This is a genomic window from Labrys sp. (in: a-proteobacteria), from assembly GCF_047605565.1.
GTDB lineage: Bacteria > Pseudomonadota > Alphaproteobacteria > Rhizobiales > Labraceae > Labrys > Labrys neptuniae.
In genome coordinates, this window is record NZ_JASGFM010000013.1 from 116,390 (window position 1) to 143,094 (window position 26,705).

Here is a 26,705-nt window from a genome sequence, read left to right on the forward strand (position 1 = left end):
TTGTCAGCGGGATGACGTGAAGGAGGCGCGCGCCCTCTCCACGAAAGCCCTGATCTTGTCGGGGTTCTTCACGCCGGGCCGGTCTTCGACGCCCGACGAGACGTCGACCCCGTCGGGGGTGCTGATGCGGATGGCTTCGGCAACATTGGCGGGATCGAGCCCGCCCGATAGCATGAAGGGCAGGGTGCGGTCGAGATGCTTGAGCAGCGTCCAGTCGAATGTCACGCCGTTGCCGCCGGGATGGGCGGCGTCCTTCGGGGGCTTGGCGTCGAGCAGCAGCCAGTCGGCCACGCCGCGATAGACGGCTGCCCCTTCGAGATCGGCGGCGCTGGAGACACCGATCGCCTTCAGGAGCGGCAGGCCGTAGCGGGCCTTGACGGCCGCCACACGCTCGGGACTTTCCTTGCCATGCAGCTGCAGCCCGTCGGGGGCGAGGGCGGCGACGATGGCGTCGAGCCTGGCATCGTCGGCATCGACGGAGAGGGCGGTCTTGCGCGCACGGCCCGAGACCTGCGCGCCCAGCTGGGCCGCCAGATCATAGCCGATATGGCGGGGCGATTTCTCGAAGAACACGAAGCCGACCATGTCGGCGCCGGCGGCCAGAGCCGCTTCCAGCGTGTCGGGGGTGGAGAGACCGCAGATCTTGATCAATGCCATAATGGCGTCGAGATAGTTGCATCCGGCGCGCATTGCCAGTGAAATCAGGATGGAGCAGGGGAGAGAGTGCGAATGTTCCCGAAAGGGCGGTTCGTTGGCGGGGTCGCGGTGATGGCCGGGCTGGTGGTGATGGCGGGGCCGGCCGAGGCGTCGCTGTGCTATGCCCGCGACTACGATACCGCCCATCTCGTCAAGCATGTCGACCAGCGCGTGACCCGTATCACCGTGCGTCTCCTGGCCGACAATGGCTCGGGCATCGGTGTCGGCCTGTGGTTCCGGGGCGACAAGCGCCAATGGTGGGCGGGCGGCGGCTGCCGCCAGCAGGGAGCCGTGTTCGCCTGCACCCTGGACGGTGACGGCGGCAAGCTCACCGCGACGCAGAATGCCAAGGGCATCCGCCTCGACGTTCCCGCTGCGGGCATGCAGGTGGAGCATCCCGATGCGCAGGGCAATGCCAGCTTCCAGGCCGTCGACGGGCCGGAACACCGGGTCTTCCTGCTCTGGCCGGCGCCGGAGGCCGCATGCGAGCCGCAGAATTGACGGGTGATCCATGCAACGGTTTCGGTCGGGGCGGGCGAGGCGCAACTAGCCTTCTCCACGAAGTGGGGAAGGTGTCACGACGCAGTCGTGACGGATGGGGTGCGGTGGGCAATGCGATGCCATTAGTGGCTTGGCAGGGCGGTGGTGCAATCTCGGCTTGGCATACGCGCTGCCCGCCACACCCCACCCGACCTCGCTTCGCTCGGCCACCCTCCCCAACTTCGTTGGAGAGGGCTAGTCGCGTCACATTCCGAAGGTTCTATGCCAAGACGCTGGTGCTAGCAGTGATGGCTGCCACACTGGTCTTTGTGACTACCCCCGCTTACGCCGCCGACCTGCCGCCCGGCTTCGTCCGCCTGGCCGAGGTCGCGCCCGGTATCCGGCAGGACATGCGCTATGCCGGTTCGCACAATTTCGTCGGCCGGCCTGTCGCGGGCTATGCAAGCCCGGCCTGCTGGCTCAAGCGCGAGGCGGCGCAGGCCCTGGCCGCGACGGCCCGCGACCTCGAAAAGCGCCGCTGGCGGCTCGTCGTCTACGATTGCTATCGGCCCCAGCGCGCCGTTGCCGATTTCCTGGAATGGGCCAGGGATGCCACGGACCAGCGGACCAGGGCCGAGTTCTATCCGCGCACGCCCAAGTCGAGACTGTTCGCGCTCGGCTATGTCGCCCGCGCCTCCTCCCATTCGAAGGGGATCGCCGTCGATGTCGCGGCAGAACAGGTCGATGCGGCCGGGCAGGTCACGCCGCTCGATTTCGGCGGTGGCTTCGACCTGTTCGACGAGATGTCGTGGACCGCGAGCAAGGCGGTGTCGGCTGAGGCCGCCGCCAATCGCAAGGCCCTCGTCGCCGTCTTCGCCGCGAATGGCCTTGCCAATTATGCGCGGGAATGGTGGCATTTCAGCCTGCCCGGCGCCACGAAGGCGCCGGCCTATGATGTGGTGATCAGGGAACCCTGAGGGCGATGTGGCCCATGCAAGCATGCGGGTAGCCGGGTCAAGCCCGGCTATGACAAAGCGGAGGGGTTTCTCCTCAAGAGATCAGAATGCGCTATTTCTTCGGGCGCTTGGCGCCCTGGGTGTTCAGATACACCGCATAGAGCGACGTCGTGCCGCAAATATAGAGGCGGTTGCGCTTGGGGCCGCCGAATTCGACATTGGCGACGACTTCGGGGATGAGCACCTTGCCGATCAGCGTGCCGTCGGGGGCGTAGCAGATCACGCCTTCGCCGGACGAGGTCCAGACATTGCCGTGGATGTCGACGCGCAGGCCGTCGAACAGGCCAGCCGGTGAGGTGGCGAAAACCTTGCCGCCCGAGAGCGTGATTCCGTCCTCGCCGACGTCGAAGACGCGGATATGGCGCGGGCCGTCCTCGACATGGGTGGCGCCGGTGTCGACGATGTAGAGCCTGGATTCGTCGGGGGAGAAGGCAAGGCCGTTGGGCTTGACGAAATCGGTGGCCACGGCCGTGAGCTTCCCGCCGCGCGGGGGGATGCGATAGACATAGGAGGCGCCGATCTCAGAAGGCGCCGCGTCGCCCTCATATTCGGAATCGATGCCATAGGTCGGGTCGGTGAACCAGATCGAGCCGTCCGACTTCACCACCGCGTCATTGGGCGAGTTCAGGCGCTTGCCTTCATATTTGTCGGCCAGGATGGTGCGGCTGCCGTCATGCTCGATGCGGCTGACGCAGCGCCCGCGATGCTCGCAGGCGATCAGGCGGCCCTCGCGGTCGACGGTGTGGCCGTTCTGGTTGCGGCTGTCATGGTCGTAGACCGAGACCGAGCCGTCGGTCTCGTCATAGCGCATCAGCCGGTTGTTGGGGATATCCGACCAGATCAGATATTTGCCGGCCGGAAAATAGGCCGGACCCTCCGCCCAGCGCGTGCCCGTATGGAGCTTGTCGAGCTGGGAATTGCCGAAGATGAGCGCCTTGAAGCGCGGATCGACGACCACGAATTCCTTGGGGAGCATGTCGGTTCCTCGTTGTTTCATACCAAGCCTCGAGAATGCATCGGCATTTTCGAGGCTTGGTATTGGTTGGCGGCATGGAACGACAATTGCCCGGCAAAATCAATTCATCGGACAAAAGAAAACGGCGCGGAAACCGCGCCGTGGAGTGGATATTTTTCGGAGCGCGGACATCTTGTCCGCCCTTGGGAGCGCCGAACTTGACGGTGAAGCAAGAGGCGGACTGGAAGTCCGCGCTCCAAGACGCCCTCACTGGCCCGTCTTGACCCGGGTCCAGGTGCGGGTGACCAGCGTCTGCACCTTGGCCGCGTAGGGCTGCACGGTATAGGTCTTGGCCAGCATGTCGTCGTTGAGATAGATCTGCGGATTGTCCGTGATCGCCTTGTCGACCAAGGGCTTGGCCGCCAGCACGCCCGAGGCGAACTTGGTGGCATCGGCATTCTTGGCCGCGACATCGGGACGGATCATGTAGTTGATGAAGGCATGAGCCGCATCGACATGCTTGGCGTCCTTGGGAATGGCCATGGTGTCCATCGACATCAGCGTGCCTTCCTGGGGAACGACATAATCGACCTTCACGCCGTTCTTGGCTTCCTCGGCACGCGCCTTGGCCTGATAGGTGTCGCCGGCCCAGCCGATGGCGAGGCAGATGTCGCCATTGGCGAGCGCGTTGATATATTCGGACGAGTGGAACTTCTTCACATAGGGGCGGACGCCCTCGAGCAGCTTGCCGGCGGCCTCGATGTCCTTCTTGTCGGTCGAGCCCGGTTCCTTGCCGAGATATTTCAGGGCGGCGGTGAGGACGTCCTCAGGGCTGTCGAGGAAATAGACGCCGCAATCCTTGAACTTGGCGATGTTCTCGGGCTTGAACACCACGTCCCAGCTGTTCATCGGTTTGTCGCCGTACACGGCCTTGGCCTTGTCGACATTATAGGCGATGCCGGTGGTGAACCAGGTGTAATCGACGAGATACTCATTTCCAGGATCGTAGACCGCAAGATTTTCCATGATCTTGGGCCACAATTCCTTGTAGTTCGACAATTTGGACTTGTCTATTTTCTGGAATACGCCTGCCTTGATCTGGCGCGATGCGAAGGTCGCGGAGGGGAAGACGACGTCATAGCCGGAATTGCCGGCGAACAATTTGGTTTCCAGCACTTCGTTGGAATCCATGGTGTCGTAGACCACCTTGATTCCGGTTTCCTTGGTGAAATCTTCGAGCACGGTCGGGCCAATGTAATCCGACCAGTTATAGACGTTGACGACCTTGTCCTCGGCCATGGCCTGGCCCGCGAGCAACGCCACGGCCGTGGCCGCGAGAGCCAGTTTCTTGAAGGCTGACATCGGGAACACCTCCTCTGGGTGAGCGCCGCGCATTCCCGGACGCGACGCTGGCGTGCGAAAGCTAGAACCCCTGCTGAACTTGCTCAAGTCTTCCGAAGGGTTTTTGGTGACGTTTTATATAGCAAGTCCGTTACCGGTCAGGAGTGGAGCTGCGAAACTACAGATAGGTTTCATATTCCAGGCTCGAGATGCGGCGCTCGAACTCGGCGCATTCGAGTTCCTTCATCACCGCATAGACTTCGGCGAAGTGTTCGCCGAAATGCCGGCGGGCGAACTCCGAGGCCCGGAACAGGGCGACGGCCTCTTGCATCGAGCCCGACAGCCTGGGAGCGCCGAGATCATAGGCATTGCCGATGATCGGTTCGGGGGCCGGCATCTTCTTCTCCATGCCCTCATGCATGGCGGCCAGGATGGCGGCGAGCACGAGATAGGGATTGGCGTCGGCACCGGCGATGCGGTGCTCGATACGGGTGGCGGCCGGGCTGCCATTGGGAATGCGCACCGCCACCGAGCGGTTGTCATAGCCCCAGGTCAGCGAAACCGGCGCATAGGAGCCCGGCATCAGGCGGCGGAAGCCATTATAGCTCGACACGAACAGCAGCGCCGTCTCGGGCATATGGGTCAGCATGCCGCCCACGGCATGGCGCAGGGTGTCGGCGCCGGTATCCGGTTTGGCGAAGACATTGGCACCCTCGGCATCGAGGAGGCTGGCATGGATGTGCATGCCCGAGCCGGCAGTGTCGAGATAGGGCTTGGGCATGAAGCTGGCGACGAGGCCGTGCTTGCGTGCCACGCCCTGGATCATGCGGCGCAGCAGCACGGCATCGTCGGCCGCCGCCATGGCATCGTCGCGATGGTAGAGATTGATCTCGAACTGGCCGGGCGCCGCCTCGGAAATCACCGAATCGGCCGGCAGGCCCTGGATCTTGGCGGCCTCGCGCATCTCCTGGATCACCGGCGCGAAGGTGTCGAGATCGGAGATCGAATACATGTTCTGGCGAGCGGGGCCCGTATCGCGGTGGAATACCGTCTTGGGCGTCTCGCCCGGCTTGCTGCCGCCTTGCAGCAGATAGAATTCGAGCTCGAAGGCCACCACGGGCTTGAGGCCGAGGGCGGTGAGTTTGTCGAGCTGGGACTTGAGGATATGGCGCGGATCGAGCATCCAGGGCCGGCCATCCGGCAGATACATCGAGATCAGCGCCTGCATGGCGGGCTGGGAGGACCAGGGCACCGGCTTGAGCGTTCCAGGAACCAGGCGGCACAGGCCGTCCTTGTCGCCGGTCTCGATATGAATGCCGGTTTCCTCGACCTCGCGTCCCCAGACGTCGAGACCGAACATGGATTGCGGCATCGCCACCCCGTCCTTGAGGACCTTGTCGATCGCCGAGCCGGGCAGCCATTTGCCGCGGAGAATGCCGTTGGTGTCGGGAAGCAGCACTTCGATGACGTCGACTTGCGGGGCCGAAGACAAGCCAGCCGCGTCGCCGGCGAGTTTGTTCACGCCGTGCGTTTGGAATCCCATGGTACACCGGGGTTGTGAATGCGTCGTATCTTGACGCATCCTTCATCTGCACTAATTGTGATCACAAATTTGTGCGGTGTCAAATGGAGTCCGTTTTGCCCATGCCGAGTTCGCCAAAGCCGAGTTCGCCCAAGTCGCGTTCGCCCAAGTCGAGCAGCAGCGAGCCCGCCAGCAAACTGGCACCCGTGCATGACAAGGTCTATGCGGCGATCCGCAGTGGCCTGGTCGGCGGGCAGTTCGTCCCAGGCAGGGCCGTGACCCTGCGGGGGCTGGCCGAGATGCTCGGCGTCAGTCCGATGCCCGTCCGGGCCGCGGTGACGCGATTGGTCACCGAGGGCGCCCTGACCCTGACCGCGACGCGCCGGGTCAGCGTTCCCCTGATGACGCCGGCCCGCTTCGAGGAACTGGTACGCGTGCGCATGCTGCTGGAAGGGGAGGCGGCCGAAAGGGCGCTACCCGCCATCGACGCCGAACGCCTCGCCGCCATCCGGATGCATGACGACGAGGTCGAGCGTTGCCTCGCCGAAGACGATGCCGAGGGCTATATGCGGGCCAACCATGCCTTCCATTTCGCCATCTACACGGCGGTGCCCTCGTCGGTGCTGTTGCCGCTGATCGAGACGCTCTGGCTGCAATTCGGCCCGTTCATGCGCCTCGTCTATGAGGACCTCGACATGAGCGGCCTCGTCGACCAGCATCATCGCGCCATCACCGCCATCGAGCGGGGCGACGCCAAGGGGCTGCGCGATGCCATCGAGGCCGATATCGGCGACGGCATGCGCATCATCGGCAAGATGGCGCTGGGCTGAGGCAGCTTCCGGAGGAACTGCGCCGCCCCTCCCGCTTCAGTGGCCGGCTTCGCCGCGATGCCAGTAGGCGACGGCGCTGACGGCATGTTTGGGAAGCTGCAGGACCTCGCGCCAATGGTGGCGCAGCCGCCGGGCCGTTTCGGCTTCCGCGCCGAGCCAGCACTGGAAGCGGCCCTCGGAGGGAAGCGGCACCGCGATGGCTGCTTCGGCCAGGAGGTCGCTTTCGCCGGCCGGCCGCCCCTGCCTCAGGAGCCATTTGAGTTCGATGCCTGCCGGTGGGGCGAGGGCCTGGATCTCGCCGGCATCCGCCACCTCGATCAGGGCGAAGCCGCGTGCCTCGGCCGGCATCGCCTCGAAGATGCGGGCAATGGCGGGAATGGCCGTCTCGTCGCCGGCGATCAGGTACCAGTCGGCGTCATCGATCTCGCCGCCGCCGGGGCCGAGCATGCCGACGATATCGCCCGGCTTTGCCCGCGCAGCCCAGCCTGAGGCGACGCCCTCGTCGCCATGCAGCACGAAGTCGACGTCGACCTCACCCGCCGCCGCATCGATACGCCGGATCGTGTAGAGGCGTTGCGTCGGCCGGCGTCCCTCCGATGGCCAGATGCGGCGCCCGTTCCTGGCCGGACGAGGCCATTCCGGCTTGTCCAGTCCCGCAGGCGGGATGAGCAGGCGGATATGGATGCCGTCTCGTGTGAAGCGCTCGAGATCCTCGCCCGCAAGCGTGATACGGCGGATCAGCGGTGTCACCTGGGTGACCTGACTGACCCGCATCTCGCGAAGGCCCGGCAGGACGGTAAGGTCGCACCCGTCCCCCGTCCACACCAGGTCGGGCTTTTCGGCCTGCGCCACCTTTTCGAGGCGCAGGCTGAGCATGAATTTGAGGGCTGACAAGCCTTGCTCCGTGGCGGCTTCGGCCCGGATCGTCAATTCGCCCGGATGCGCGGCGAGAAAGGCGCTTCCTCGCCCGCGTGGCAGGTCGACCTGGGCGGTCTCCCCGTAGCGTCTGGTTGGAAATTCATCCATCTCGAAGTCGTTGCAAATTGAATTCAAGTATTCATTTCCAAGGATTGTCTCGATACGAAGCTCGGAATTCAGGATACTCATGGCGCTATATCTCGGTAAGGAAAGCTGTCAGCAAGCGGCCATTCTCCTATCTTGATCCATAAAATGATTCAATATCAATATTTTAGATGAATTAAAACCTGTGCAGCGACAAACATCCGTGAAGTGTGGCGCCGATTTGCATCAAGGGTCGGGCGGAGATGGGACGGTATGCCAAATTGTGCAGTTTTGAGTTTTTATGAATAAATTATGGGCTTAATGACTTGATTTTTACTGCGTATTTTGGAATATATATAATTATGGAATGAATTATTATTTTTTGTTGATTTATGTTGCTTTCGTCGTGTTTATGCCCTCGGGGTTTACTTGGGGGTTGTAATGGAGACGAGGATCATTGTGGCGGCTGGCCTCCTTCTGGCAGGCTGTGCAATAGCGGCCCAGGCGCAGGAGGCCAGGCCGCGGCCGAACCATCCCGCCGCTCCGGCTGCATCGGAGCCAGCCGGCACTGACGAACCGGTGATGCTGGAGCCGGTTACCGTCGTGGCGGAACGCGCCAAGCGTCAGCTTCTCGACGTCCCGGCCACCGTGACGGTGATTTCGGACAAGGAGCTGAAGTCGCATATGGTGCGCGACATCGATGATCTCACCCGCTACGAACCGGGCATCACCGTGAGCCGCAACAGTTCGAGCACGGATCCCTTCGGTGGCAATGGCGGCTTCACCATCCGCGGCGTCGGCGGCAACCGCATCCAGATGCGTGTCGATGGCTCGCGCATCCTCGATGGCAACACCGATGGCACGCGCGATTTCGTCGACCTGCCCTTCATCAAGTCGGTCGAGATCATTCGGGGGCCGGCCTCGGCGCTCTATGGCACCGATGCTGTCGGCGGCCTGGTCGCCTTCACCACCAAGGACCCGGCCGACATCATCAAGGAAGGGCGCAATTGGGGACTGGAGGCGAGCACCAATTTCGACAGCTACAACAAGGCGCTGGTGAATACCGCCCTCGGAGCCTGGCGGGTCTCTCCCAATCTCGAGATCCTGCTGGGATATTCGGTCAAGAAGGCGAGCGAAGCCAAGCTCTCGCGCGCCCGGGCCGATGGTGGCCGCTATGGTTGCCCCCGCTGGGTCGAATATGGCGCCATCGATTGCGGCAGCTTCAACCCGCTGGATGAACTCGGGCAGAACTTCCTCGCCAAGATCGTCTGGCGGCCCACCGAATCACTGGAGCTCAAGCTGACCGGCGAGATCTTCGACCGCAACAGGGATGTCGACTCCCTCTACAATCGCGGCCCCACCACGGTGCGCACGCCCGCCAATCCCAATCCGCCGCAACTGCCCTTTATCCATTCCTGGACGGGAAGCCAGGAATTGACGCGCTACCGCATCGCGCTCGACGGCCTGTGGAAGCCCGAATACGCCTTCGCCGACCAGATACGCTGGAACATCACCTGGTCGCCGCAGCGCCGCGAGGTCACCAGCCGCGAACACCGCACCCTCGCCAACGGCAATCAGCAATATCAGGACAATGTCACCGAGTTCGGGCAACGCTTCCTGCAGGCCGGCCTGCAGATCGATTCGTCCTTCAAGCTCGGGCGCAGTGATCACAAGCTGGTCTGGGGCTTCGACGGCGAATATGGCTACACCGACTATGTCCGCAATCGCACTACGCGGGTGTTCACCCCGGGCGGCGTGCCGGTCTCCAACGCCACCGTCGTGCCCTACACCTGGAACTTCGCCGATTCCAACACCAAGCGGCTCGACGCCTTCGTGCAGGACGAGATCAGCCTGCTGGACGGCAAGCTGCTGATCACGCCGGCGCTGCGCTATTCCTGGAACCAGATCACGCCCAAGCCCAAGTCCGACTATCAGCCGGTACCCGGCTATGTGCTCAGGCAGCGCGAGGAATCGGCGCTGACCAAGAAGCTCGGCATCATCTACAAGCTCAATGAGACCTATTCGGTGTACGGCCTCTATGCAGAGGGCTTCCGCATGCCCAATGCCGAGCAGCTCTATACCGGCTCCTCCTCGGGCCTGCCGGACAACAATCTCGTGCCGGCGCCGGAGTTGAAGCCGGAGCGGGTCCGCTCCTTCGAGGCGGGGCTGCGCGGGCGCTACGGCTGGGGCTATTTCTCCCTGTCGGCCTTCCATGCCGACTACACCAACTTCATCCAGAATTTCGTGGAGATCCCGGCCAGTTCGGGGTCAGGGGTAGACTATACCTGGGCCAATCGCGCCAAGGTCCGGCTGACCGGCATCGAAGGCTCCGCCGAGGTGCAATGGGCCGAAAACTGGGGGTCGAGCTTCAGCCTCACCTACCAGCACGGCAACCAGAAGACGACGCGCGACGCCCCCTGGACCCCGTTCAACGGCGCCAGCCCCCTCACGGCCGTCGCCAGCCTGCGCTGGACCAAGCCGGAACAGGGGCTGGAAGTCGAAATGATCGGCACCTTCGCCTCCAAGGTCAGCCGCACCAGCACCCCCGACATCTTCAAGCCCGGCGGCTATGCCGTGTTCGATCTGCTGGGCAGTTGGAAACCGACCGAGAACATCACGCTGCGGGCCGGCATCCTCAACATCGCCGATACCCGCTATTTCCGCTGGCCGCTGCCTGGCAGTTACAGCCGGACGGCCAGCTCGAGCGTCGCCTTCTCCAATCCGCTCGAACTGCAGACCGCCGCCGGCCGCACCTTCAAGCTCGGCGCCAACATCACCTTTTGAGGATCCGTCATGAGCCAGCAACGATTGCAGCGCGAACGCCTGCTGCACCATGCCGCCGACGTCCTGGAGGTGGCGGGACGTCTCGGCCGCGTGATGCTCACAGCCAGCGGGGGCGGGGCCACCCACGAGCGCATGGGGCCGGTCGACAGGATCGAACGCTCCGGCCTGGCCCTGCGGCTGGCAGGGGTGGCGCACGACGCCGATATCGACACGACCGGGCTCGGCGCCGTCATCCTCGACCGCTCCAGCCGCATGAAGGACAAGGTGCTGCCGCGCCTCGACTTTCATGGCAAGGATGGCGGCGTACGGTTCAGCCTGGTGGGCCTCGACGGGCTCGAGCCTTTCGATGCCGGCATTGCCGGGCTGCGCGGCATGGCCGCAGAAGCGGCGGAGCCCGTCGAACCCGCGGCGCGGGCGGAGGTGGCCGAAGGCGATCCGGGCGCAATTCCCTTCGAGGTGGCTCGCTGCGCCGGTGTGCCCGTGACCATCGAGTTGCGCCGTGATGGCCTCAGGCAGGCCTGGTCCGGCAGTGTCGAGGCGGTCAAGCCGGCCATGGGTTTCATCAACGTCATGCAGCCCGATTTCCACCTGCATCTGCGTGCCGGCGCCGTCGGGCGCTGGCGGTTGCGGGCGGATCGGGCCGGGCTGGATGGCGTCGAACTCCTGGCTGAGAATGCGCGTGGCGAACTGATCGGGCTGGCGGTGCGCGGTCCGGCTGCCGTCCTCGCGCGCCGCGATTGAGCGAAGGGCGAATCATGCCACGGATCATCAGTCAGACGTGGCGGCTGCTGTGCCTGTGCGTCGCCGGCCCAGGCGGACGCACGGGCCTTATCCTCCTCGCAGTGGTTCTCGGGCTCAATCTGGGCGGTGTCTATGTCAGCCTGCTGCTGATCGACTGGAACGCCCAGTTCTACGGCGCCCTCGAAAAACGGGATGCCGCAGCGGCCGTCGGCCAGATCGGCGTGTTCGGCCTGCTGATCGCCGTCAATGCGGCGATGTATCTGGTGGCGGTCTATCTGCGCAAGAGCGTGCAGATCCGCTGGCGGCACGCCTTGACCTCGGCCGCTCTCGACCGCTGGCTTGGCGGCAGAACCCATGTGCGGCTGCGCCAGACCGCTGCCATCCCCGACAATCCAGACCAGCGCATTGCCGAGGACTGCCGGCTGTTCGTCGACAAGTTCACCGAGGAAGGCCTGGAGGTCGTCAGCAGCGCTGTGGGGCTGGTGTCCTATGTGGCTTTGCTGTGGTCGCTGTCCTCCTTTCCGCTCGCCTTCACCCTGTTCGGCGTGGCGGTGGAGATCCCGCGCTACATGGTGTGGGCCGCCCCGGTCTATGTGCTGATCTCCAGCGGTCTCACCCATTGGCTCGGCCGCCCCCTGCTGGCGCTCAATGCACAGCAGCAGAGCCGCGAGGCCGATTTCCGCTTCGCGCTCGCGCGTCTCCGCGAATCATCCGACGCCGTGGCGCTGATGGCCGGCGAGGCCGCCGAAAGGCGCGTGCTGGACGCTCGCTTCGGTGCCATTATGCGCAATTGGCGGGCGCTGATGAACCGCGATCTCATCCTGGGCTGCTTCACCAGGCCTTATTTCAGCACCGTGCTGCGCATCCCGATATTCCTGGCCCTGCCGGCCTATCTTGCCGGGCAGGTCGCGCTGGGCGGGCTGATGAAGCTTGCTTCCGCCTTCCAGAACGTGGTCACCACCTTGTCCTGGTTCATCTTCTCCTATCGCAATCTCGCCGAACTCGCCGCGGCCATTCGGCGTCTCGACGGCTTCCTCGCTGCCCTCGGCCGGGTCGGGGACAATGGCGGTGTCAAGACCGGCACGAGCGGGCTCGATCATCTCACGGTCCAGGACCTCGCCTTGGCGACGCCCGAGGGGCGCCCTCTCGCCATCCTGGCGGACATGCGGTTGGAAAGAGGCGAAAACGCCTGGCTATCCGGTGCGTCGGGCATCGGCAAGACCACCCTCATCAAGGCGATGGCCGGCCTGTGGCCGCACGGAACGGGGAGGGTGAGCCTGCCCGCCGGCCGTCAAATCGCTTTCCTGCCGCAGGCGGTCTATCTGCCGCTCGCGGATCTGCGCACCGTCCTGGCCTATCCGCAAGATCCCGACGCGCTGCCGCGACAAGCCTATGTCGAGGCCCTCGAGCGGGTCGGCCTCGAGCATCGGCTGCCGGGGCTCGACGACGGCGATCCACCCATCGGCCTCTCCGGCGGCGAACAGCAGCGCCTCGCTCTGGCGCGGCTGATCCTGGCGCGGCCGGACTGGGCCGTGCTCGATGAGCCGACCAGTGCCCTCGACGCCGTTGCCGAAAAGCACTTGTTCTCGGTGCTGCGGACGGCGCTGCCGCATACGAGCTTCGTGGTGGTGGCACATCGCGAACCGGCCGGCCTCGGGCCGCTGCGGCGGATCGAGCTGGATCGGTCCGGACTCGAAGTGTCCTAGATCGGCACGGTTCTTGCTAGCGTCCCCGCGATAAGAAAGGCCGCGAGGGGCCAAAGCGCGCTGCTAGGACGCAGCATTTTGTCCTCAAACTGTCGCAATCGCGGAGAAATATGCTCCAGCTTCCAAAGTGCATCGAACGGTGAAGCGCATGCGTTTGAACAAAATTCTCTATTTTGGCGATTTTGTACTCTGCCCTGCTGCGGCCTTCGGCCTGCTTGTCTTGACTCTTCTGCAGCATGACGCCACTGCCGTCGGCATCTGGGCGATGGCTTTCGTGCTGGGCTGCATCGGTTGGACTTTCGTGGAATATGCGGTGCATCGCTGGGTCTACCACGCGGTTCCCTTCTTCGACCGCATGCACGATGCCCATCACCAGGAGCCCAAGGGCATGATCGGCGCGCCGTCCTTCCTGAGCGTGGGCGTGATTTTCCTGGTGTTCTACTTGCCGCTTTATTTCGCCAATCATGCCTTTGCCGGCGGCTTCACCAGCGGGATCCTGCTCGGCTATGTCGCCTATATGCTGGTGCACCACGCCTCGCATCACTGGCCGTCGAAGCCGGGAAGCCTGCTCTATCGCCTGCGTCTGGCCCATATGGTGCATCATTATCGCGGCGAGGAAGGCAATTACGGCGTGGTCACTTCCTTCTGGGACCACATCTTCTCCACCTATGTCGAGCCCCAGCGGCGGCGGGCATCCTGATCGAGCAAACGATTGGCTCGATGCCCCTCATTCGGGCATTGATCGTGCGTGCGCCCGTCGCGTAGGGTCGGAGCATCATGCCCGATCTCGTCCACGACATTGTCCGCTATCAGAACAAGCGCGGTGGCGCCCACCGAGCCGGTACCCTCACGACCGGGCCGCTCGAGCGCATGGAATATTATCTGAGGGATCATTTCAAAGGACAGCCGCTCCGCACCGTCGAGACGGGGTGCGGCGCCTCGACGATCCTGTTCTCCCATTACGCGGAGGCGCACACCGCCTATTGCTACGACGATACCGCCGAGGCGAATTCGAGCGTCAACTTCGCCAGCGGCTTTCCGGGGCTGAAGAGCAATGTGGAGTGGGTCTTTGGGCCGACGCAGCGCACGATCTTTGCGAACCCGCTCACGCATGACGTCGACATCATCCTGATCGACGGTCCGCACGGCTATCCGTTTCCGGAGCTGGAATATTTCGCCTTCTATGAACGCCTCAAGCCTGGCGGTATCCTGATCGTCGACGACATCCACATACCCACGATCAACAATCTCTATCGCTTCCTGATGCAGGACGATGGCTTCCACCCGCATGGTATCACGGGCGCGACGGCCTATTTCCAGCGCAGCGACCGCCCCGCCTTCAACATGGAAGGCGATGATTGGTGGCTGCAGCGCTACAATGTGCAAAAATTCCCCGCGCGCCGCTTCGATCGCATCGAGGAAAACTTCAAGCTCCCGATCAAGATCGACTTCCAGGGCAAGCTCAACGAATCGCTGCCCCAACTGGTACGCGGCTTTTCTCTTCAGAACGGGCGGCCGGTGACGGAAGGCTACACGTCGCTGGTCCAGCTGAAACTCGGTCTGAAGGCACCGACGAAGCTGACTTTCGATATCGAGCTGAGGCCGGTCGGTGTCGACGAGCGGCGCAAACGCCTGTCGGACTCTCCGGGCTTCAGCGTGGTCGTCGACAACAGAGAGATCGGCTCCTACGATTTCGAGGGCGCAGGCCGGCGCCGAATACGCTTCGAGGCGCAAACCCGCGGCAGCGATGTCGTCGACCTCGAATTCCGGCATCGCGGCCTCATGTCGGGCAATGCTCTGCCCGATTGGGAGAAGTCGGAATCCTTCGACAATCGCTATCCGAATTTCTGGCTCGATTCGATCGCCGTCGCTTCAGACGACGAGCTCGATGCCAGGCCCAATCACATCAGCCGGGTCGACGGCAGTGTGATTTCGTTTGATTACCAGGCCGAGCGCGTGAGCTTCCTCGTCAACGACGAGGCGGATTCGGTGCAGGCCTTCCATGCGAGCGGCCAGTTCTACGAAGCCGAGGAGCTGGAACGCATTCGGGCGCGCCTTCCTGAGAAGGCCAGCATCCTCGATGTCGGCGCGCATCTCGGCAATCACACGGTCTTCCTCGGCAAATTCGCCGATGCGGGCGTGATCGTGCCGATCGAGCCGCAGTCGGGGGCCGCTGCCTGCCTGCGCATCAATTGCGCCTTGAACCGCTTGGCCAATGTCGACTTCGCCTATCTTGGGGTCGCCCTGAGCGACCAGGCCGGTGCCGGACAGACTTTCACCCACAGCAAACACAACACGGGCGGCACGGTGATCCAGCAGGCCGAGGAAGGCCCGGTGCAGATCGCCAAGGGGGACGATCTCTTCGCCGGGCACAGCTTCGATTTCATCAAGATCGATGTCGAGGGCATGGAGCTGAAGGTGCTGGGCGGGCTTGCAGCCACCATAGAGCGCTGCCGCCCGCTTCTTTTCGTCGAGGTCACCGACGCCAACGAGGCGCGGTTCCGCCGTCTCATGCGGGACTGGAACTATGCGATCCTATGGTCCGGCCAGACCTATCCCAAGCTCACCAATTTTCTGCTGGAGCCCGGCAAGCCGGCCAAGCCAGCCAGGCGGTGGTTCTGGCGGTAATTTCCTGGGAAGAGCAGGCGTCCTCGCCTGCTCTTCCCATCGGCTTGCCGGAGCGCTTCCAAGATCAGGCGAGGACGCCTGCGATCCCAGGACCAGTGGCCTCAGGTCATGAAGGCAAAGCGGTTGGGGTCGTCGGCTTCCTCAGCCAGGGCCTTGCGATAGTCGGTGATGACGGCATGCGTCTGGCCATCGGCCCGGAGGCGGCCGCGGTCGATCCAGATCGTGCGCTCGCATAATTCCGCGACCTGGTCGAGGTCGTGCGAGACGAACAGGATGGTGCCGCGCTGGCGGAAGGCGCGGATCAGGGTCCGGCAGCGCTCGCGGAAGGCATCGTCGCCCACGGCGAGGGCCTCGTCGACGATCAGCACGTCGCCATCGGCATGGGCGCAGATGGCGAAGGCGAGGCGGGCGCCCATGCCGCTGGAATAGAGCTTCACCGGCTGCTCGAAGAAATCGCCGAGGCCGCAGAGTTCCTGGATGGCGCCGAGCCTCTCGGTGACCTGCGTACGCTTGAGGCCGAGAATGGCGCCCGACAGATAGCAGTTCTCGCGCCCCGTCAGCTCGTAGTCGAAGGCGGCCCCGAGCGCCAGCACCGGGGCGATGCGGCCCTTGACGGTGAGCGAGCCGATGGTGGGCGCGGTGATGCCGCACAGAATCTGCAGGAGGGTCGACTTGCCCGAGCCGTTGCGTCCGACGATGCCGACCGCCGCGCCCTTGGGAATGGCGAAACCGATCTCCTTCAGCGCCCAATATTCGTCGTAATAGCGTTTCCTGCCGCCAAACAGCACCTGCTTCACCTGGTCGATCGGGCGCCGGTAGAACTGATAGGCCTTGCCGAGGTCGCGGCATTCGACCGCGAGGTCCAAGGGACGGTCTTGGGCGTGATCTCGGGCACGGCCCTGGGTGGGATCCTGGGCTGGATCTTGCGCGAGCGTCTGTTCAGATGATGTCGACAAGGATCGTCTTCTTTCGCATGAACAGGGTCTGGCCAGCATAGAATACCGCAAGCGAGGCCGCGAGGCAGGCCAGATAGAGCAGGCTGTCCGGCCAGGTGCCACGCAGGATGGCGGTGCGCATCATCTCGATGATGCCGGTGAGGGGATTGAGATAGGCAAGCCAGCGCCAGTTTTCCGGCACCTGCGCCGCCTCGTAGAACACCGGCGTCGCGAACATTGCCACCGGAATGATCGAGATGATCAGATGGTTGAGGTCGCTGGTCAGCGCGCCGATGGTGGAGAGAATCCAGACGATACCGAGCAGGCAGAGGACGAGCGGCAGGAGGATGAAGGGCAGCGCGAGCCAGGACCAGTGGATCGACTGGTCGATCAGGATCTGGCCGGTCAGCAGCACGCCGAGCGCGATCAGCATGTAGACGCCGCCACGTGCCACCGCGATCCAGGCCAGGATCTGCGGCGGGAAGATCGAACGGCGGATGATGTGCTTGTGCTCGGCCAGCAGCAGCGGGGCGCGATAGGCGATCTCGGCGAAGTAGTTGAAGACGATCAGGCCGACGAAGATCGAGAAGGCATAGCCGAAGCGCCCGCCGCTGTCCTGCGCGACGCCGACCTTGAGCGCGCCGGAGAAGACCAGCGTATAGATCGACAGCATCACCAGGGGCGCCAGCACGGCCCAGGCCCAGCCGAACACCGAGCCGCGAAAGCGTACCTGCAGTTCGCGGGTCAGGATGGCGCGAAACAGTTCGCGCTGGCGCCAGATATCGGCAAAGGGCTGCAGCAAGACGAAATTCCAGGTAGTCGAGGCTTCTTCAGCCCCTTCCTAGAGCAAAACGCGTTCAAGTGTGAACGCTATTTTGTTCTAACCCTTTGGTTCGACGCGTCTTTGCGATTCTTGGTGATTCCGCCAAATCGCTATGGAGCAAAGCGTGTTTGAGTGTAAACGCTTCACTGCCTGCGCCCGATGCCCACACAGGGACGGTGGCAGGCCAAAGGGAGCGGCCTGCCACCTCTTCGTCATTTCCAGCGGCCGGTGCCGCCGCCGGTTCCGCCGACCGTGCTGACGCCGCCCGACATGAAGTTGCCCAGCAGGGCGTGGCCCTTGCTGAAGAAGTTCACATTCAGCATGACGGGGCTGGCGTTGAACTGGAAGCTCACGGTTTCCGCATAGAGGCGGTTGAGGTCCTTGGTGAATACCGTGCCGAACATCACGCCGCCGCCGGGACTGGAAACGCCACCGGCATTGCCGGTGAAGGTCTTGAGGACATGGCCATATCCTCTGTCGGTCGTGACTTCGATCGTGAAGCGCAGATAGAAGATGGCGCTGATGATGGTGCATTTGGCCGGATATTGGTCGGCTGCCGCCGTGCCCATGATGTCGGCCGCGATGGCCTTGATCTGGTCCTGCTCGAGCAGCCCTGCCATTGAGTTTGCAAACTCGCGGGCGGCAAGGTCGGGGTCGTAGTTCAACTTGACGTCGTCCATGGAACTCTCCTGATCTTGATCCAAAGTTCAGGCGCGTAGGCGCTCTTTTTCTCGGTTCTCTCGCCAGGGGCTGCGGTCGGTGACGACAGGCCCTGGAACGGGACGGCAAGTCTCGCCTTGGCGTTTTGATCGGCGGCCTCACGCGCGGAACGGGCATCATGGGCGAGGCTCAGGGGGCGGTCTCTGGCTATTAAAATAGACCTGAATACCTCGAAGGTGGTAGGATAGGCGTCTCGATATATTTGGATAAACGTCTCTTCTGGATGAATTAATCTACAAAAATACAGGAAAATGTATTCTGAATATGGAAGTATTATTTATATATTTGTTTTTCGTTTTGCTGACGTTCAAGCATGGGCGAGGTGGTCTTTAGTTTTATTGAGATGAATGTCGTAGCGGTGTTCCGCAAATGAAAATTCCATCACGGAATTCGAAGCAGGCGACCGTTAAGCTGCTGATATTCGAATTTTGAAAAATGTGTTGTTATATTGTGATTGTCACTCGCACGTTCTTTGCCCAAGCACGTGCGGGCTGCCCTTGCAGCAGCATCGGAAGATGTTATTCGTTGCTGGATGTCAGGCCGTGCGGCAGGGCACGAGCCAACCCTGTTCGGGAGACATGCGTGAAGCGATCCACTGTCGACTGGAGCAAGGATGCGTGGAACTGGCGTCCCGGCGAGGGGCGGTGGTCGATGAGGCGCCATGGTCTGCCCAAGGCGGCCGTCTATGCGCGTCTCGATACTCGCGACCATCGCCCGCACGAGCGCTATGATTTCTGGCGCGAAGCCGCCCTCTACGAGATCGACGCGGACCGGCGCAGTGACCCCTCGCCGTTTCTGGCGGAGGGGGCAGGCGTGATCGGGCCGGGGGGTTCGATCTTCACCACGCGTTCCCATGCTTTGGCAGGAGGACGGCGCCGGGGGCAGAGCGAGCGGGACGGTGGTGACGATATCGCCATCGGCCTGGTTCTCTCTGGAAAGCGCCGGCACGAGGAAGGGGATGAGCGCAGCCTGGCCACGGCCGGACAATTTTTCGCCTTCGATGCCAGATCCGAGAGCCGGCTGTCCTGGACCGCCTTCGAAGCGGTGCATCTGGCGATGAGGCGCGAACGTGCTGAAGCGATCCTGGGGCCGCAGCTTCCGTCCTCGGCCGCGCTCGCCCGCTGGCTGGGGGCCTCGCCCGCCGGCCGCATCCTCGCCGCCCAGATGCGGGCGCTGGCCGGCGAGATCGACAATCTCCACCCCGACGAGCGCAGCAGCCTGCTCCAGATCACGCTCGATCTGGCCGATCTCGCCTTGCGCGACGTGGCGGGGCGGACAGAGGACGAGGATCTCGATGTCGCCGGCAGTGTCTTCACCGCGGCGATGCGGCTGATCGACGTCAATCTCGCCAACCCCGCTTTCGATCCCGACATGCTGGCAGGGCTGCTCGGCTGCTCGCGTGCCACGCTCTATCGCTGCTTTGCCGAGCAGGACATCGCCATTGCCGAGGCCATTCGCGCGCGGCGGCTGGCGCGTGCACGCGACTTGCTGCTCAGCGCGCCGCGCAGCGTGTCGATTGCCGAGATCGCCATGCGCTGCGGCTATCTGGATCCGGCCCATTTCAGCCGATTGTTCCGCCAGGAATTCGGCGTCAGTCCGACGGATGCCCGCGGCTGAGCCGCTCTTGTCCGCCAGCCGTTGCCTTTCCCGTCCGAACTTGACAGAAGGGCGGCATGCAAGTCACCGTCCGTCCCGTCTCCTCCAAGCGCGAGCTCAAGCAATTCCTCGCTTTGCCGCGGCGGATCTATGCCTGTTACAGCGATTATGTCGCGCCGCTCGATCATGACCGGGCGCAATTGATCGATCCGGCCAGAAGTGCCTTCTGGACCCATGGCGAAGCCGCGTATTGGCTTGCCTATGACGGAGAGGGCCGCGCCGTCGGCCGCATCTCGGCGCAGATCGATCACCTCGCCACCGGCGCCCAGCATGAGGGCATCGGCTTCTTCGGCTGCCTCGATGCGGTGGATGACGAAGGGGTGGTGGTCGAGCTGGTACGCATTGCCGCTGCCTATCTCGCCGGCAAGGGCAGCAAGGTGATGCGCGGCCCCTTCACCTTGTCGATCAATGCCGAATCCGGCCTGCTGATCGACGGTTTCACCGCACCGCCCATGGTGCTGATGCCCTGGCACCCGCCCTATCTGCGCGCCCATCTGGAGGCTGCCGGCCTCAAGCTGGCGAAGACGCTGCATTCCTATGGCTTCGACCGGCGCCGCAGCGATCTTGCCGACAGGCTCGAAAAGCTCGGCATGGAGCGCCGCCGCAAGGGGTTCGACATCCGCGCCATGCGCATGGACAGGCTGGCCGAGGATGCCGAACTCGGGCGGTGCCTGTTCAACGGCTCCTGGGCAGCGAACTGGGGCTTCGTCCCGGTCTCGCAGGCCGAGATGTCGGCGATGATCAAGGCCTTCAAGCCGTTGCTGAAGGCGGAATATGGCGTTTTCGTCGAAAGGCAGGGGGAACTGGTCGGCTTCGCACTGTTCCTGCCCAATGTCTTCGAGATCACCGGCGATCTAGGAGGTTCGCCTTCTCCCTGGGGCTGGCTGAAACTGGCATGGCGCGGGCTGACGCAGCGCTTCGCAGGCGGTCGCGCCGTGCTGTTCGGCGTGGCGCCGCGCCTGGTCGGCTCGGTCTCCGGCGCCAGCGTCGCGCTCATCCTGGTGGATGAATTGATGCGCCGGGCTGCCATCACCGGTGTGCAAGATTTGGAATGCGGTTGGATTCTTGACGATAACTATGCCATGACGAGCGTAGTTGAATGGCTCGGGGCCCGGTCGACACGCCGTTTCGGCGTTTTTGAAGCATCGATTCAGTCCCATGACGCCCATAGTGTTTTGTGATTTGACGGCATTGCCTAGAATCGCAAAACGCGTTGAAACAAAAAGCTTGAGCAATCGAGCGGTTAGCTAGAACGCGCTTTGCTCAAGGGACGTGTCCAGGAAGAAGATGTCGACCGAAACCAAAGATAACATCCTGTCCGATCCGCAGCGTGTCTATGACGAGGTCGTCAACCTGATCGTATCCGAGGGCATGGTGGATCGCGAGAAGGTAACGCCCGATGCGACCTTCGAGACGCTCGGCCTCAAATCCATCGATATCGTGATGATCCTCACGGCTGTGGAAGAAAAGTTCGACGTCTATATTCCGATGGATGGCTCGATCGCCGAGGCCAAGGATCTCAAATCCTTCATCGACGGCGTGCTGGCCCGCATTGCCAGTGAAAAGTCCTGATTTGAAAAGACGCGTCTATATTACCGGCATGGGGGCGGCGACGGCGGCGGGGCTTGGTGTTCCGGCGCTGTGGGAGGCCGCCCGCGAGGGCCGGAGCGCCATCGGCCCGCTCGAAGTGGCGCGGGAACTGCGCCACAACATCCGCATCGCCGGGCAGTTGCGTGGCTTCGATCCGGCCGATCATATCGAGCCCGACGTGCTGGCCTTTTGCGACCGCTTCACCCAGCTCGCGATCGTCGCCGGCGACGAAGCGCTGGCCCAGGCCGGCTTTGCCCGCGCCGATCGGCAGGGCGAGCGCACCGCCACCATCGTCGGCACCGGCATCGGCGGCGGTGAAACCATCGAGATCGGCATCCACAACGCCTATGTCACCGGCCAGCGCCTCGATCCCTGGAGCGTGCCGCGCCTGATGCCCAATGGCGCCGCCTCGCAGCTGAGCGCCCGCTATGGCGCGCGCGGCCCGTCCTTCGCGATTGCCAGCGCCTGTGCCTCCGGCACCCAGGCCATCGGCCTCGGTGCCCATTTCATCCGTGCCGGCATCGTCGATCGCGCCGTGGTCGGCGGGGCCGAGGCCTGCATCACCGCCTCGGGCATGAAGGGCTGGGAAGCCCTGCGCGTGCTCTCTCCCAATGCCTGTCGTCCCTTCTCCAAGGATCGCAACGGCATGGTACTCGGAGAAGGTGCCGCCATTTTCGTGCTGGAGAGCGAGGAGAGTGCTAGGGACAGGGGCGTGACTCCGCTGGCTGAGCTCTGCGGCTACGGCACCTCCAGCGATGCCGGCGACATCGTGCGCCCGGATGCCGGCGGTGCCGCTGCCGCGATGCGCCAGGCCCTGGCTGATGCCGGGCTCGGGCCGGAGGCGATCGACTATGTCAACGCCCACGGCACCGGCACGCTCGCCAATGATGCCACCGAGGCGGCCGCGCTGGCCGCTGTCTTCGACGCGCGCCTGCCCGGCCTGCCCGTCTCCTCCACCAAGCCGGTGCACGGCCATGCCCTCGGGGCGGCCGGCGCCATCGAGCTGGCGATCACGGTGATGGCTCTGCGAGAAGGCGTGGTACCGCCAACGCTCAACTGGACAACGCCCGATCCCCGATGCGATCTTGACTGCGTGCCGGGGCAGAAGAGGGCGGTGACGATGCGCCATGCCATGACGAATTCCTTCGCGTTTGGCGGCATCAATGCGGTGCTGATCGTCGGGCAGGCATGAGCGCGCCGCCGCCTCTCTCCATCGGCCCCATTGCGGCCCGGGTCGAGGCGGATGCCGTGCGGCGCTACCGCGAGGCGACGGCCTTCGACGGCAAGATGAGCCAAGGATCGACAGGCGATGGCGACGAGGTTCCCGCGACCTTTCCAGCGATCTGGCTGTGGCATCCGGCCGCCAAGGCTGCCTTCGACGATCTTGCCGGCGAGGAACATCTCATTCCCGTGCTGATCGCCCAGCGCTTCGGCTATCGGCGCGCCTTGCGCATCGGCGAGGAGATTCGCTTCGTGATCACCCGGCGGGCGGATGCCGCCATGCCCGACGATGTGCAGATCGAGGCGCATATCGAAGGCCGGGATGGCGAGGTCATCGCCGATTTCGCAGCGACCTACCGGTTGTTCCAGCCGGAGCTGGCGCAATGAGCGCCTCGATGCCGCCGCTCACCATCGGCCCGATCGGCGCGGCCGAGGTGGAGGCGTTCGCCCGGGCCTCGGGCGACACCAACCCCCTGCATGTCAGCGCGGCCATCGCCCGCACCATCGGCCTGGAGGCAGCGCCGGTGCATGGCATGCTGCTGGTCGCCTATCTCAATGAGGCGGTGCGGCGTTTCCTGCCGCAGGCTGTGATCGCAGGCCTGTCCACCCGCTTCATGGCACCGGTACCCGTCGGGGCCGAGGTCGAGATTTCCGGGCGAACGGTCAAGCGTCACGATAACGGCGAGCCGGCCGTGCTGCGCCTCTTCGTCAAGACGAGCGGCGGCGTCGTCGCCTGCATGGCGGAAGCGACTCTGTCGCGTGCGATGGAGGGTGGGTCATGAGCCGCCGGACCGTGCTGATCACCGGGGCCAGCAGCGGTATCGGCAGGGCCCTCGCCCTCGAATATGCCACGTCCGAAAATGCCCTCCTCCTCGTCGGCCGAGACGAGGCGCGGCTGGCCGACATCGCCGAACTCTGCCGGGCACGCGCGGCTGCGGTCGTCACCGGCCGCATCGATGTCCGTGATCGCGAGGCGCTTGCCGCCTGGATCACAGCCCGGGACGGCGAGGCGCCGATCGACCTCGCCATCGCCTGTGCCGGCATCGTCTCGGGCACCAGCGCGCAAAGGCCGCTCGACCCCGCTGAGGCGATGCGGGCGGTGCTCGCCGTCGACCTGATGGGAGCGGTCAACACCATCGAGCCGGCGCTGGATGCGATGCGTCGCCGAGGCCGCGGTCACGTCGCCTTGGTCGGCTCGCTGGCCGGCCTGCGCGGCTTTCCGTCCTCGCCGGCCTATTCCATGGCCAAGGCCGCCATTCACGCCTATGCCGAAGGCATCCGGCCGGCCCTGAAGCGCGAAGGCATCGCCGTCAGCCTGATCGCGCCGGGCTTCGTCACCACGCCGCTGAATGCCGAGCTCGTCGCGCCGCAGCCGTTCAAGCTCACCGCCACCAGAGCAGCCCGCATCATCCGCAGCGGCCTCGACCGCCGCAAGCCGGTGATCGCCTTTCCCTTCATCCTCTATGCGGGATTGCGCCTGCTCACTTTGCTGCCCGCGCGTTTCGGGGACTGGCTGCTCGATCGTCCCGGTGTCGATGTGCCGTTGACGAGGGAGCGGGAGACAAGCGGGCCATGACGCTCCTCGCGGCCCTGGCAGGCCTGTGGTGGGTCGCTCTCGTCTGCCTGCTGCTCGGCTCCACGCTGCTCGCTTTGCTCCAGCCGGCGCTCGCGGCACGCCGGGCCGTTGCCGGCGAACGCAGGCCCGTCTCGGTGCTGGTGCCGCTGCGGCAGGTTGAGGAAGCGGAGAGCGAAGCGAATCAGGCGCTCCTGCGGCTGGATCATCCCGGCCTCGAAATCCTGTTCTCGGTGAGCGACGCAGAGCCTTCTCCGCGAAGTGGGGAAGGTGGCGTTGCGAAGCAACGACGGATGGGGTGCGGCCCGCTGCCAGTGTCCTATCCGGATGAAGCCGTGCAAGCCGACCACACCCCATCCGACCCGACTTCGTCGGGCCACCTTCCCCACTTCGTGGAGAAGGCTTTGACGATCAGCGTCCATGTCACCACGCCCATTCCCGGTGCCAATCCGAAGATCGCCAATCTGATCGAACCGGTGGAAGCGGCTGAGCACGATCTCCTGCTGATCAAGGATGCCGCCACCATTCTGCCGCCCGGCGCCCTGGCCGCGATGATGGCGAGCCTCACGCCCGGCGTCGGACTGGTCTCCTGTGTGCCGGTGGCGCGCAGGCCCGGCAATTTCCCGGCCCTGGTCGAGGCGAGCCTCGTCAACTCCTATGGCGGGCGGCTGTTGCTGGCGCTCTCCGCGCTCGGGGGCGGTGCCGGTATCGGCGCGGCCATGCTGCTGCGGCGTGGCGATCTCGAAGCCGCCGGCGGCATCTCCACGATCCTCCGTGCGGTCGCCGACGACCATGCCCTGGCCAAGCTTCTGCAGGCGAGGGGGCTGCGACCGGTCTTCGCCGCGGCCACCGTCGACCAGGACCTTGGCGCCCGCCGGCCCGGCGAGATCTGGCAGCGCCATCTGCGCTGGGCGATCTGCCGGCGCCTGGAAGAACCCCTGGCCTTCGCCGCCGAGCTCTTGACCGGCCTGCCCGCCGCCTGTCTGGCGGCGCTCGCCGGTGCCACTCTCCTCGGCCTGCCTGCCATTGCCCTGCTGGTGCTGACGCTCCTCCTCTGGCCCGCGGCAGAATGCGCCCTCGCCTGGCGCAAGGGCTGGCCGCTCTCCCCGGCCACGCCGCTCGCCGTGCTGCTCCGGGAAGCGATCATGCCGGCACTATGGCTGAACGCCCTCGCGGCGCGTCGCCTCGCCTGGGGCGGGGCCACAATCGCCCTGGCAGGGCGGCGCTGATGCTCTTCCTGATCGATGCCATCGGCTTTGTCGCCGGCCTTTTCCTTGTCGTGCTGCTGGGCCAGCATCTGCGCCTGGCCTGGCGCGCGCGCCGCTACCGGCCGCCGCCGATGCAGCCGGATGCCGAGTGCCCGCCTATTCTCCTGCAGATCCCGCTCTACAACGAGGCCGGTTCGGTCGAGGGGGCCCTGGCCTCGGCCCTGGCGCTGGACTGGCCTGCCGATCGGCTGACCATCCAGCTCCTCGATGATTCCACCGACGAGACGGCGGCCCTGGCCGCTGCCGCCATCGCCAGCCTGCCGCCGGGAGGCCCGCTGGTGCAGCAGGTCAGGCGGGTGAACCGGGACGGCTTCAAGGCTGGCGCCCTGGCCGAAGGCATGCAGCGCTCCGATGCGCCCTTGATTGCCATTCTCGATGCCGATTTCAGGGCACCACGCCAATGGCTGAGGCAAGCGGCAGCGGTACTGGCGGCCGACCAGGGGGCGGCCTTCGTGCAGTTCCGCTTCGAGTTCGGCAATCGCGACCAGAATTGGATGACTTTGGGCCAGCAATTCTCGGTCGATGCGCATTTCCTCGCCGAACAGGCGGGAAGGCAGGTCGGCGGCGACCTGTTCCAGTTCAACGGCACCGGTGCAGTCTGGCGCCGCGCCGCCATCGAGGCGGCCGGCGGCTGGTCCGCCGATACGCTGGCCGAGGATCTCGATCTGACGCTGCGCAGCTATGCCGCCGGCTGGCACGGCCAGCTGACGCTCGAGCCTCCGCTGACCTGCGAGGCGCCGGCCGACCTCGCCAGCTGGCGCGTACAGCAGGCCCGCTGGTCGACCGGCTTCGTCCAGGTCGCACGCAAGGGGCTGCCGCTGGTCTGGCATTCGAACTGGAACCTTGCTGCCAAATTCGGCACCAGCCTGCTCCTCGGCCTGCAGCTCGGCCTGCCCTGTCTCGTGCTGGCGGTCGCCGCCTTCGTCCTCGATGGCCTGCTGCGTGGTTTCGGTAGCGGACATGCCGTCCTGGCGACGGCAGCCGCCCTTTATGCCGGGACTTCGGCCCTTCTCATCACCCTGCCGCCATTTCTGCGCTTGCGCCGGGGTGGTATCATCCGCTACGGGGCAACCCTGATCGCAATTCCGGTCCTGCTCGTCTTTCTGGCTTTGGCCAATTCGGCGGGCGTGGTGACGGCGCCCTTCGCTGCAAGGCACGATTTCGTGCGCACGCCGAAACAGGGAGACCGGTAGCGGCGACAGGCTGGAACGGGGCTGA

The 26,705-nt window shown here is 64.5% G+C and carries 25 protein-coding genes; 17 read left to right on the top strand and 8 right to left on the bottom strand.

What is annotated here, in order from left to right; all coding sequences use genetic code 11:
- Nucleotides 1–3: 3 nt before the first annotated feature.
- Nucleotides 4–660, bottom strand: a complete 657-nt coding sequence (locus tag QM672_RS14160) for a phosphoribosylanthranilate isomerase (protein ID WP_415083305.1) — start codon at nucleotides 658–660, stop codon at nucleotides 4–6.
- A 69-nt stretch (nucleotides 661–729) separates the two neighbouring features.
- On the opposite strand from QM672_RS14160, the gene QM672_RS14165 reads away from it, so the two are divergent.
- On the top strand, nucleotides 730–1,197 hold the full coding sequence (locus tag QM672_RS14165) for a hypothetical protein (RefSeq protein WP_311943683.1): 468 nt from the start codon (nucleotides 730–732) through the stop codon (nucleotides 1,195–1,197).
- A gap of 287 nt (nucleotides 1,198–1,484) precedes the next feature.
- Entirely contained in the window at nucleotides 1,485–2,153 is a 669-nt protein-coding gene (locus tag QM672_RS14170; RefSeq protein WP_415083269.1) for a M15 family metallopeptidase, read from the top strand.
- A gap of 91 nt (nucleotides 2,154–2,244) precedes the next feature.
- On the opposite strand, the gene QM672_RS14175 is transcribed toward QM672_RS14170, so the two are convergent.
- The 3 genes from QM672_RS14175 to QM672_RS14185 all read right to left on the bottom strand — a co-directional run bounded on the left by QM672_RS14175 (nucleotide 2,245) and on the right by QM672_RS14185 (nucleotide 6,010).
- Nucleotides 2,245–3,168 (bottom strand): SMP-30/gluconolactonase/LRE family protein, encoded by a 924-nt coding sequence (locus QM672_RS14175; RefSeq protein ID WP_415083270.1) that lies wholly within the window; start codon nucleotides 3,166–3,168, stop codon nucleotides 2,245–2,247.
- Nucleotides 3,169–3,414: 246 nt separating this feature from the next.
- Nucleotides 3,415–4,509, bottom strand: coding sequence for a polyamine ABC transporter substrate-binding protein (locus QM672_RS14180; protein ID WP_415083271.1), 1,095 nt, complete (start codon nucleotides 4,507–4,509; stop codon nucleotides 3,415–3,417).
- Between the two features lie 157 nt (nucleotides 4,510–4,666).
- Entirely contained in the window at nucleotides 4,667–6,010 is a 1,344-nt protein-coding gene (locus QM672_RS14185; protein ID WP_415083272.1) for a glutamine synthetase family protein, read from the bottom strand.
- Between the two features lie 122 nt (nucleotides 6,011–6,132).
- Between QM672_RS14185 and QM672_RS14190 the strand changes: the two genes are divergently transcribed.
- On the top strand, nucleotides 6,133–6,840 hold the full coding sequence (locus tag QM672_RS14190; RefSeq protein ID WP_415083273.1) for a GntR family transcriptional regulator: 708 nt from the start codon (nucleotides 6,133–6,135) through the stop codon (nucleotides 6,838–6,840).
- A 36-nt stretch (nucleotides 6,841–6,876) separates the two neighbouring features.
- On the opposite strand, the gene QM672_RS14195 is transcribed toward QM672_RS14190, so the two are convergent.
- Nucleotides 6,877–7,947, bottom strand: coding sequence for a siderophore-interacting protein (locus QM672_RS14195; RefSeq protein WP_311943692.1), 1,071 nt, complete (start codon nucleotides 7,945–7,947; stop codon nucleotides 6,877–6,879).
- 336 nt (nucleotides 7,948–8,283) lie between these two features.
- Between QM672_RS14195 and QM672_RS14200 the strand changes: the two genes are divergently transcribed.
- The 5 genes from QM672_RS14200 to QM672_RS14220 all read left to right on the top strand — a co-directional run bounded on the left by QM672_RS14200 (nucleotide 8,284) and on the right by QM672_RS14220 (nucleotide 15,701).
- Nucleotides 8,284–10,626 carry a TonB-dependent hemoglobin/transferrin/lactoferrin family receptor gene (locus QM672_RS14200; RefSeq protein ID WP_415083274.1) on the top strand — a complete coding sequence of 781 codons (2,343 nt, stop codon included), beginning with the start codon at nucleotides 8,284–8,286 and terminating at the stop codon, nucleotides 10,624–10,626.
- Nucleotides 10,627–10,635: 9 nt separating this feature from the next.
- Nucleotides 10,636–11,367 (top strand): hypothetical protein, encoded by a 732-nt coding sequence (locus tag QM672_RS14205; RefSeq protein WP_415083275.1) that lies wholly within the window; start codon nucleotides 10,636–10,638, stop codon nucleotides 11,365–11,367.
- Between the two features lie 14 nt (nucleotides 11,368–11,381).
- A complete protein-coding gene (locus QM672_RS14210; RefSeq protein ID WP_415083276.1) occupies nucleotides 11,382–13,073 on the top strand; it encodes an ABC transporter ATP-binding protein/permease in 1,692 nt (563 codons plus the stop codon).
- Between the two features lie 148 nt (nucleotides 13,074–13,221).
- Nucleotides 13,222–13,773 (top strand): sterol desaturase family protein, encoded by a 552-nt coding sequence (locus QM672_RS14215; protein ID WP_311943700.1) that lies wholly within the window; start codon nucleotides 13,222–13,224, stop codon nucleotides 13,771–13,773.
- Nucleotides 13,774–13,850: 77 nt separating this feature from the next.
- The gene (locus tag QM672_RS14220) at nucleotides 13,851–15,701 is read left to right on the top strand and encodes a class I SAM-dependent methyltransferase (protein WP_415083277.1); all 1,851 of its coding nucleotides are present in this window, start codon (nucleotides 13,851–13,853) and stop codon (nucleotides 15,699–15,701) included.
- A 101-nt stretch (nucleotides 15,702–15,802) separates the two neighbouring features.
- On the opposite strand, the gene QM672_RS14225 is transcribed toward QM672_RS14220, so the two are convergent.
- The 3 genes from QM672_RS14225 to QM672_RS14235 form a co-directional block, all read right to left on the bottom strand.
- Nucleotides 15,803–16,657 carry an ABC transporter ATP-binding protein gene (locus QM672_RS14225; RefSeq protein ID WP_415083278.1) on the bottom strand — a complete coding sequence of 285 codons (855 nt, stop codon included), beginning with the start codon at nucleotides 16,655–16,657 and terminating at the stop codon, nucleotides 15,803–15,805.
- A complete protein-coding gene (locus QM672_RS14230) occupies nucleotides 16,641–17,438 on the bottom strand; it encodes an ABC transporter permease (RefSeq protein ID WP_311943708.1) in 798 nt (265 codons plus the stop codon). Before QM672_RS14230 ends, QM672_RS14225 begins: the two co-directional genes overlap by 17 nt.
- Before the next feature lie 233 nt (nucleotides 17,439–17,671).
- Nucleotides 17,672–18,139 carry a VapA/VapB family virulence-associated protein gene (locus tag QM672_RS14235; protein WP_311943710.1) on the bottom strand — a complete coding sequence of 156 codons (468 nt, stop codon included), beginning with the start codon at nucleotides 18,137–18,139 and terminating at the stop codon, nucleotides 17,672–17,674.
- Between the two features lie 622 nt (nucleotides 18,140–18,761).
- Here QM672_RS14235 and QM672_RS14240 point away from each other — a divergent pair.
- The 9 genes from QM672_RS14240 to QM672_RS14280 all read left to right on the top strand — a co-directional run bounded on the left by QM672_RS14240 (nucleotide 18,762) and on the right by QM672_RS14280 (nucleotide 26,680).
- Nucleotides 18,762–19,796 carry a helix-turn-helix domain-containing protein gene (locus QM672_RS14240; protein WP_415083279.1) on the top strand — a complete coding sequence of 345 codons (1,035 nt, stop codon included), beginning with the start codon at nucleotides 18,762–18,764 and terminating at the stop codon, nucleotides 19,794–19,796.
- A gap of 56 nt (nucleotides 19,797–19,852) precedes the next feature.
- Nucleotides 19,853–21,016 (top strand): hypothetical protein, encoded by a 1,164-nt coding sequence (locus QM672_RS14245; RefSeq protein ID WP_311943713.1) that lies wholly within the window; start codon nucleotides 19,853–19,855, stop codon nucleotides 21,014–21,016.
- 106 nt (nucleotides 21,017–21,122) lie between these two features.
- Nucleotides 21,123–21,407 (top strand): acyl carrier protein, encoded by a 285-nt coding sequence (locus tag QM672_RS14250; RefSeq protein WP_068285961.1) that lies wholly within the window; start codon nucleotides 21,123–21,125, stop codon nucleotides 21,405–21,407.
- Nucleotide 21,408: 1 nt separating this feature from the next.
- Nucleotides 21,409–22,617 (top strand): beta-ketoacyl-[acyl-carrier-protein] synthase family protein, encoded by a 1,209-nt coding sequence (locus QM672_RS14255; RefSeq protein WP_415083280.1) that lies wholly within the window; start codon nucleotides 21,409–21,411, stop codon nucleotides 22,615–22,617.
- Nucleotides 22,614–23,033 (top strand): hypothetical protein, encoded by a 420-nt coding sequence (locus QM672_RS14260; RefSeq protein ID WP_415083281.1) that lies wholly within the window; start codon nucleotides 22,614–22,616, stop codon nucleotides 23,031–23,033. The genes QM672_RS14255 and QM672_RS14260 overlap by 4 nt, the downstream gene beginning before the upstream one ends.
- The gene (locus QM672_RS14265) at nucleotides 23,030–23,428 is read left to right on the top strand and encodes a MaoC family dehydratase (protein ID WP_394314160.1); all 399 of its coding nucleotides are present in this window, start codon (nucleotides 23,030–23,032) and stop codon (nucleotides 23,426–23,428) included. Before QM672_RS14260 ends, QM672_RS14265 begins: the two co-directional genes overlap by 4 nt.
- Nucleotides 23,425–24,222 carry an SDR family NAD(P)-dependent oxidoreductase gene (locus QM672_RS14270; RefSeq protein WP_415083282.1) on the top strand — a complete coding sequence of 266 codons (798 nt, stop codon included), beginning with the start codon at nucleotides 23,425–23,427 and terminating at the stop codon, nucleotides 24,220–24,222. Before QM672_RS14265 ends, QM672_RS14270 begins: the two co-directional genes overlap by 4 nt.
- Entirely contained in the window at nucleotides 24,219–25,448 is a 1,230-nt protein-coding gene (locus tag QM672_RS14275; RefSeq protein ID WP_415083284.1) for a glycosyltransferase family 2 protein, read from the top strand. The genes QM672_RS14270 and QM672_RS14275 overlap by 4 nt, the downstream gene beginning before the upstream one ends.
- Complete coding sequence (locus QM672_RS14280; protein WP_415083286.1) at nucleotides 25,448–26,680, top strand: glycosyltransferase family 2 protein; 1,233 nt, start codon at nucleotides 25,448–25,450, stop codon at nucleotides 26,678–26,680. The genes QM672_RS14275 and QM672_RS14280 overlap by 1 nt, the downstream gene beginning before the upstream one ends.
- Nucleotides 26,681–26,705 lie beyond the last annotated feature (25 nt).